At 48.9% G+C, this 6,597-nt stretch carries 6 protein-coding genes and 1 pseudogene; all 7 read left to right on the forward strand.

The features are described 5' to 3' along the window. Window positions 1-110: pseudogene (locus tag DXA55_RS19450) on the forward strand (3'-5' exonuclease); the annotation flags it as partial. 366 nt (window positions 111-476) lie between these two features. Then, a complete protein-coding gene (locus tag DXA55_RS16650) occupies window positions 477-1,241 on the forward strand; it encodes a type III pantothenate kinase (RefSeq protein ID WP_117510241.1) in 765 nt (254 codons plus the stop codon). A gap of 79 nt (window positions 1,242-1,320) precedes the next feature. Next, window positions 1,321-1,707, forward strand: a complete 387-nt coding sequence (locus DXA55_RS16655) for a GntR family transcriptional regulator (RefSeq protein ID WP_117510240.1) — start codon at window positions 1,321-1,323, stop codon at window positions 1,705-1,707. Window positions 1,708-1,723: 16 nt separating this feature from the next. After that, on the forward strand, window positions 1,724-4,192 hold the full coding sequence (locus DXA55_RS16660) for an ATP-dependent Clp protease ATP-binding subunit (protein WP_117814653.1): 2,469 nt from the start codon (window positions 1,724-1,726) through the stop codon (window positions 4,190-4,192). Between the two features lie 287 nt (window positions 4,193-4,479). Further along, window positions 4,480-4,893, forward strand: a complete 414-nt coding sequence (locus DXA55_RS16665) for an endosialidase (protein WP_117814654.1) — start codon at window positions 4,480-4,482, stop codon at window positions 4,891-4,893. Between the two features lie 73 nt (window positions 4,894-4,966). Next, window positions 4,967-6,127 (forward strand): DNA repair protein RadA, encoded by a 1,161-nt coding sequence (radA, locus tag DXA55_RS16670; RefSeq protein WP_330415367.1) that lies wholly within the window; start codon window positions 4,967-4,969, stop codon window positions 6,125-6,127. Next, window positions 6,124-6,345 (forward strand): magnesium chelatase domain-containing protein, encoded by a 222-nt coding sequence (locus tag DXA55_RS19690; protein WP_330415368.1) that lies wholly within the window; start codon window positions 6,124-6,126, stop codon window positions 6,343-6,345. Before radA ends, DXA55_RS19690 begins: the two co-directional genes overlap by 4 nt. The last annotated feature ends 252 nt before the right edge of the window (window positions 6,346-6,597 follow it).

Below are 6,597 nucleotides of genomic sequence, written 5' to 3' on the forward strand. Positions count from 1 at the left end.
GACTGGAGTTCCCGAACGTATTCCTTGCCGGCATGGAGGATGGTATTTTCCCGAGCTACATGACGATCACCGGAGATGATCCGTCGGAGCTGGAGGAGGAGCGCCGTCTACTCAAACGTTGAATAATGACTCGGCGATTATCCAGCGTGTTTGAGAATGATGTAAAAAATGTATGGTACTCAAACTTTCCACCTCCCCTAAATCTGTAAGTAATGGTTTGAGAATGATGTAAAAATGTATAGTACTCAAACATTTTTAGGGCAAATTCTGCTAAATCGTACGTTTGAGAATGATGTAAAATTTATTTTTGTGAACAACAAGAATAGATAATTCAAAATGAAATATTCAGAAGACAGTATGAAATCGACTTAATTGTCTTTTTCTTGCTGTCTTTTTCCTTGTCTCAAAGCGCCGCACCATGTATAATAAAACCACAAGAATTTCATTTCATAGTTTTTACAGGAGGAACCTGAATCATGATCCTTGCAATAGACATCGGCAACACGAACATCGTCCTTGGGTGTGTGGAAGGGAAAAAAACATACTTCATCGAAAGACTCTCCACGGACAAGGCAAAAACAGAGCTGGAATACGCAGTCAGCCTGAAAAATGTACTGGAACTGTATGAGATTCCGGTGGAGCAGATCGAAGGAGGTATCATCTCTTCCGTTGTTCCGCAGGTGACAGAGCTCTGCCGGAGTGCGGCAGAAAAAGTGATTAAAAAGCCGGTCAAAGTTGTCGGCCCCGGTGTGAAGACCGGGCTTAATATCAAACTGGACGACCCCGCAACGGCAGGAAGCGATCTTGTTGTAGTAGCAGTAGCAGCGCTGAATGAATACACATGTCCGCAGATTGTTATCGATATGGGAACTGCCACGACGATGAGTGTACTTGATCAGAAAGGAAGCTTCATCGGAGGCGTGATTCTTCCGGGACTTCGTACTTCGCTGGATGCTCTCGTATCAAATGCCGCGCAGCTTAGCCAGACCAGTCTGACAGCACCGAAAAAAGTCATTGGCAAAAATACGCTGGACTGTATGAAAGGCGGTATGATTTATGGAAACGCTGCCAGCATCGACGGCATGATCGAACGGATGGAAGAAGAACTTGGCTGCAAATGCACGATTGTGGCTACCGGAGGTCTGGCGAAAGCTGTGATTCCGCACTGCAGACATGACATCATCATCGATGAGAATCTGCTCCTGAAAGGTCTTCAGATCATCTACGAGAAAAACAGGTAGGGAAACCGTTTGTTGACAAAGTCTGCGAATTGTTATAACATATGTATAACAAAACGATACGAGAAAGCAGGGTGTAACTATGTATTATGAGACAATACAGATCGATTTCAACAGCGATGAAGCGATCTATATCCAGCTGAGAAATCAGATTATTCTGGGTATTGCCACTTCCAGAATTCAGGAAGGAGATACTCTACCTTCGGTAAGACAGCTCGCAGACAATATCGGAATCAACATGCATACCGTAAATAAGGCCTACAGCGTACTCCGGCAGGAGGGGCTTCTTTCGATTGACCGAAGAAAAGGAGCCGTTATCTCTATCGATGCGGATAAACTGTATGCCATGCAGGAACTGCGCGAAGATCTGCAGGTGATTCTTGCAAAAGCCGTCTGCAAAAATATATCAAAAGAAGAAGTACATCAGCTTGTAGATGAAATTTACAGCAATTACGCAGACGAAACATGAAGGAGACAATAGTATTATGAGAGAAGGATATACCAGTCAGGCAAAAAAAGCACTGGCATATGCGGTTAGGACAGCTGAAAAATGTGGACATAATTACGTAGGAACCGAACACCTTCTGATCGGACTTCTGAACGTGGAGGATGGCACAGCAGGCATGGTGCTTTCTGAGTTTCACGTAGATGCCGGACAGCTTACCGAACTGATTGACCGTCTGATTGCACCAGGCGGAAACACCGTGACCGAATCCCGACCGGGCTATACTCCGCGGGTACGCAGAGTGCTTGAAAATGCAGAAGCGGAGGCAGCGCGTTTTAAGAGCAGAGCTGTGGGAACCGAGCATCTGCTGATTGCAATCTTAAAAGAAAGTGACTGTGTTGCTACCCGTTTGCTTTTTACCATGGGGATCAACATTCAGAAACTATATGGAGCAATCCTTACTGCCATGGGCGAGGCACCGCTGCAGGGCGGTGCAAGCGGAAATACAAACACCGGCCGCGGACCGCAGACAAGAGGTGGAGCGCAGACCAGCGAAACGCCGGCACTGGATCAGTACAGCCGGGATCTGACGGAGCTTGCGCGTGAAGGAAAACTCGACCCGGTTGTCGGCCGCAGCCAGGAAATTGAGCGTGTGATTCAGATCCTGAGCCGCCGGACAAAAAATAACCCTTGCCTCATTGGAGAGCCAGGTGTCGGAAAAACGGCGATTGCCGAAGGCCTTGCACAGCGCATCGCTCTTGGCATCGTGCCGGAAACCATCCGTGACAAGCGTGTTGTCATTCTTGACCTCTCGGGAATGGTAGCCGGAAGTAAATACCGCGGTGAGTTCGAAGAGCGCATCAAACGAGTCGTCAAAGAAGTGACGGATAATGAAAACATTCTGCTGTTCATCGATGAACTTCACACCATCATCGGAGCCGGAGGTGCAGAGGGCGCACTCGATGCATCCAACATCTTAAAACCGTCCCTCTCCCGTGGAGAAATTCAGCTCATCGGTGCAACAACACTGGAAGAATACCGTAAATACATCGAAAAAGATGCTGCATTGGAGCGCCGTTTCCAGCCGGTCAAAGTAGAAGAACCGACGGAAAGCGAAGCACTTGATATCTTAAAAGGACTGCGTCCATACTACGAACGCCATCACGGCGTGGAAATCACCGATGAAGCACTGGAAGCAGCCGTAAAAATGAGCGTCCGCTACATCAACGACCGTTTCCTGCCGGATAAAGCCATCGATCTGATCGATGAGGCATCCGCAGGCGTACAGCTCGCCGGCTACCAGGTGCCGGACAACATGGCAAAAGAGGAGCAGACACTGTTCGAAGTACAGAAAGAAAAAGAATCCGCGATCAGTGCCGGCGATTTTGAGCAGGCAAAAGAACTGCAGGCGCGCCAGCAGGAGCTCGAAAAAGATCTGGAGCAGATCCGAAAACGCTTTGAACGCCGTTGCAAAAACAAAAAACTGCAGGTAACAGAAGAAGAAATCGCAAAAACCGTATCCACCTGGACGAAAATTCCGGTACAGCGTCTCGCGGAAGGAGAATCGAAACGTCTGGCAAGACTGGAGCAGACACTCCATAAACGTGTTGTCGGCCAGGAAGAAGCCGTGACAGCTGTGGCAAAAGCCGTAAAACGAGGCAGAGTCGGATTAAAAGACCCGAACCGTCCGACAGGATCCTTCCTGTTTCTTGGACCGACCGGTGTCGGAAAAACAGAACTTTCCAAAGCACTCGCCGAGGCAGTTTTCGGTACAGAGCAGGCCCTGATCCGCGTCGACATGTCGGAGTACATGGAGAAACACAGCGTCTCCAAATTGATTGGATCCCCTCCGGGATACGTCGGCTACGAGGAAGGCGGCCAGCTCTCCGAAAAAGTGCGCCGCAACCCGTACAGTGTGATCCTGTTTGACGAGATCGAAAAAGCGCACCCGGATGTTTTCAACATTCTGCTGCAGGTGCTTGATGATGGCCATATCACCGACGCGCAGGGCAGAAAAGTTGATTTCAAACAGACCTGCATTATCATGACATCCAATGCCGGAGCACAGAACATTGTAGCGCCGAAACGCCTTGGATTCCTTTCGACAGAAGATGAGCGGAAAGACTACGAATACATGAAGGGCCAGGTGATGGAAGAAGTCAAACGGATGTTTAAGCCGGAATTCCTGAACCGAATCGACGAGATTATTGTATTCCATCAGCTTACCAAGGCGGATATGAAGAAGATTCTGCAGATTCTGCTCAAAGATCTGGAGCGCCGCTGCAAGGAGCAGATGGACATTGAATTGAAAGTCCGTGACACCGTGAAAGAATATCTCGTGGAAAACAGCTTCGACAGCAAGTACGGTGCCCGCCCGTTAAAACGCGCGATCCAGAGCAAAATTGAGGATCCGCTCGCAGAAGCCATCCTGAACGGAGAAGTGAAAAAAGGCGATATCGTTGCGGCTGGAATGAGTAAGAAAGAGATTACCTTTAACACCAGTAGATAAGAAGTCCCCCGCTTCTAAAGTGGTGGGATGAATTGTTAAAAGAAACATAACGGCAGTGGCGGGCGGAGAGGAATCGGTATCCTCCACTGACATGAGGCAAGTCACAGTCGAACTATTTTCGATATGTCAGACTCCGTGAAAATACCGACTGTGAGTTGAAACAAAGTGCTTGAGAAAAAATAATATAAAAAATCCATAAATCATATGGTAAAATCTTTTCGATTATGGTATGATTTTCACAAACAAACGAAACACCACAAAAGACAAGACCAGGAGGGCATTTACAAATGTCAGTAGTAAAAGAATTAATCCGCACAGAGGCAGACGGAGGCATCAGCTTCGGAGATTATGAGCTTGCGGCAAAGGCAAAAAAATCTGATTTTGAGCACAGAGGAGATCTGTATAAAGTAAAAACCTTTAAGGAAATCACAAAGCTGGAGAAAAACGGACTGTTCGTATACGAATCCGTTCCGGGAACCGCAGTTACCGATCTGAACGTATTCGACGGCGGCATGACCTTCAAAGTAGAAGGACCGGAGGATGCACAAATCACCGTTGAAATGGAAGCAGAGACCGAATACAAGGTGCTGCTCGACGGCGTAAACGTTGGCCACATGACCACAAACCTCGGCGGAAAACTTTCCTTCAGCGTAGAGCTGGAAAAAGCAGAGGATGTAGCAGTAGAAATCGTAAAAGCATGATGAAATAAGAAAAGAAGGCTGTCGCAGAACGTGTGCGGCAGCTTTTTTTGACAATTATAAGGGAGACACAACTATGGCAAAAGCAAAAAAGACAGCCTTTTTCTGCCAGAACTGCGGCTATGAGTCCACAAAATGGATGGGCCAGTGTCCGGCGTGCAGAGAATGGAACACGTTTGTGGAGGAACCGACAGCGGCCAAAACACCGGCGGGAACGCAGGGGATCGGAAATCACAGCGCGGCGGGCAGAAAGCCGGTGCATTTGATGGAAATTTCAACAGGAAAAGAGGAGCGCATCCCGACGGGAATCGGAGAACTCGACCGGGTGCTCGGCGGAGGAATCGTGCCGGGTTCCCTGACACTGGTCGGCGGCGATCCGGGAATTGGAAAATCCACACTCCTTCTGCAGGTGTGCCGCATGCTGTCCACAGCAGGACATCAGGTTTTATACATTTCCGGTGAGGAGTCCCTGCGCCAGATCAAACTGCGCGCTGTGCGGATCGGAGAATTTAACGAAAATCTGTCCCTGCTCTGCGAGACGAATCTTGATATCATCCGCGCCGTCATGGAAAAAGAGAAGCCGGAGATGGCCGTCATCGACTCGATCCAGACCATGTACAACGAGGAGGTCAGCTCCGCGCCGGGCAGTGTATCCCAGGTCCGGGAATCGACGAATGTGCTGATGCAGATTGCAAAGGGAATGGGAATTTCGATCTTTATCGTCGGTCATGTGACAAAAGACGGTAATGTGGCCGGCCCGCGTGTGCTGGAACACATGGTAGATACCGTGCTGTACTTCGAGGGCGACCGTCATGCGTCCTACCGGATTCTGCGCGGCGTCAAAAACCGTTTTGGTTCTACAAATGAGATCGGCGTCTTCGAAATGCAGACAGAGGGACTCGTGGAAGTGAAAAATCCATCGGAATACATGCTGAACGGACGGCCGGAGGGAGCTTCCGGTTCGGTTGTCGCATGCTCCATGGAGGGAACGCGCCCGATCCTGATCGAGATTCAGGCACTGGTCTGCCACAGTAATTTCGGAATCCCGCGCCGCACCGCAGCAGGATGCGATTTCAACCGCGTGAACCTGCTGATGGCAGTGCTGGAAAAACGCGCAAGAATCAATCTCTCGACAAGCGATGCCTACGTCAACATCGCAGGCGGAATCAAGATGAATGAGCGGCGATCGATCTTGGCATCACACTTGCCGTCGTATCGAGCTACAAAGATCAGGTGATCGATGAGAAAACGGTCGTATTTGGCGAGGTCGGCTTAAGCGGTGAGGTCCGCGCCGTCAGCATGGCGGAACAGCGTGTACTGGAAGCAAAAAAACTGGGCTTCGAGCGGGTGATTTTGCCTGCTGTCTGCATGAAGTCCGTGGAGAAAATCGGTGGAATCGCACTGATTCCGGTGGAAAATATTCAGGATGCGATTCTGCGCGTGGGGAAAAATTAGAAGGAAGTTGTGGAAAAAGGACCGGCGTGTGATGCGTACGGTCCTTTTTGAAAAATTCAGATAAAATACAAAATATGCAGAATTAACTATATTTTTCTAAAAATAAGAAAATTCGAAAAAAGGTGTTGACTTTTGCTTTGGGCGGTGTTATTATAACTAAGCTGTCAGCGAGAGCTGATGCGAATGAGTTCTTTTGAAACAGAAAAACCTAGTTCGGAGCCGGGTGGCTGCCGCGGGTTGCAAAAACTGCTT

Source organism: Blautia sp. OF03-13, assembly GCF_003460685.1.
GTDB lineage: Bacteria > Bacillota > Clostridia > Lachnospirales > Lachnospiraceae > Fusicatenibacter > Fusicatenibacter saccharivorans.